This window comes from Neisseria sp. HMSC069H12, assembly GCF_001812735.1.
Lineage (GTDB): Bacteria > Pseudomonadota > Gammaproteobacteria > Burkholderiales > Neisseriaceae > Neisseria > Neisseria subflava.
Map to the genome: position 1 here is coordinate 5,452 of NZ_KV810272.1, position 1,236 is coordinate 6,687.

The 1,236-nt window shown below is 35.4% G+C and carries 2 protein-coding genes; both read left to right on the forward strand.

Annotated elements, in window-relative coordinates; all coding sequences use genetic code 11:
• The first annotated feature begins 151 nt into the window (after nt 1-151).
• Entirely contained in the window at nt 152-592 is a 441-nt protein-coding gene (locus HMPREF2872_RS05650; protein ID WP_070631906.1) for a hypothetical protein, read from the forward strand.
• A 27-nt stretch (nt 593-619) separates the two neighbouring features.
• The coding region (locus HMPREF2872_RS11755) for a hypothetical protein (RefSeq protein ID WP_070631910.1) at nt 620-1,236 on the forward strand (617 nt) is incomplete at its 3' end.

Sequence of the window (1,236 nt, forward strand, 5' to 3'; positions counted from 1 at the left end):
CTGATATTATGGGCTGTCGTATTATGGTGTATGAACCGGCGTAAAAAAAGATGAGTGTAAGATCTTACTTGCTCCAATGATTATCAGATAATTTTTATTAGCTTTATGTAGTATTATTTGAAAAATTTGAATTATGTTTGAAAGAGAGTATATGAAATATTTTAGAAATCTATTATTTATAGCATTATTTCCTGTTTTTTTACTGCTTATGCTTTCTAGTTGTACTCCTTCTTTGGCGATGAATGATGAAGATTGGAAAAAAGCAAAAGAAGCCCCTCTGCCGTTCTCTTATATAGCGTCTGATGCCCATTTCATCTGTATTCAAAGTTCATATCAACCTTATGAAGATTTTGTTTTTTCAAATAATTTACCACATATTCCTCAAAAAGAGTTTTCCATGCTGACACAAGATGGACAAGAAATTTGGTGGCTGTTTTCGGCTGATGGTAAAGTACAGGAAAAACGGTTTAATGGAGGGAAGTATCCTAAAATTTCTCCAAATCAAAGTTTTTGTGTAAGTTTACAAAATGCTTGCTTGTTCATTGACAAAGGGTCGTCTGAAAAATATTGTCATATAGGTCCATGTGGTTAATTTGATTTGATAATAAAGGAAATAAATGTGAAATTCAAAATGACTTTAGGCTGGAAGATTTGGTGTTTGGCGGCATTGCTGTTTGCCGTATTTATGTGTTTGAGCGTACTATCTTCTTCTTTATCAGGTACACAATTAAAGCTAACACCTGGGCAGGAAGTGAAATGGCAGGTTTGGCGGCCTTTTGATACTGATGAAATTCCCTTGAAATTGGGGTTTCGAGTTGATGATTCCAATTATGGAACTGAAAAATGGGAAAAACGCAGTAGGGATTTGGGAGATTGTGATTATTTCGTTAAAACCGAAAAACGTATCTGTCAAGGCGAACCGGTAATAATTGATATTGTTTTAAATAATGGTAAAACCTGCCGTATGGAGGCTATGAATGAATCATCATCAAGTACAAATATGAAATGGAGGAATTTGTCTCCAGTTTGGCCATGCGCTGAATTAGCTGAAAAATCAGGCAATAACCATTGGCAGGCTAAGGTAATTTCGGTAAGTCCTGTATTGGCTGGTGAAGTGGTGGAAATTCAAGCAGATGCACCATTAGGACTTAAAGAAATACACGGCTCTGATTATACATGGATGATTTTGGCGATTTTTTGGCCAATATATGTAGGCATACTGATATTATGGGCTGT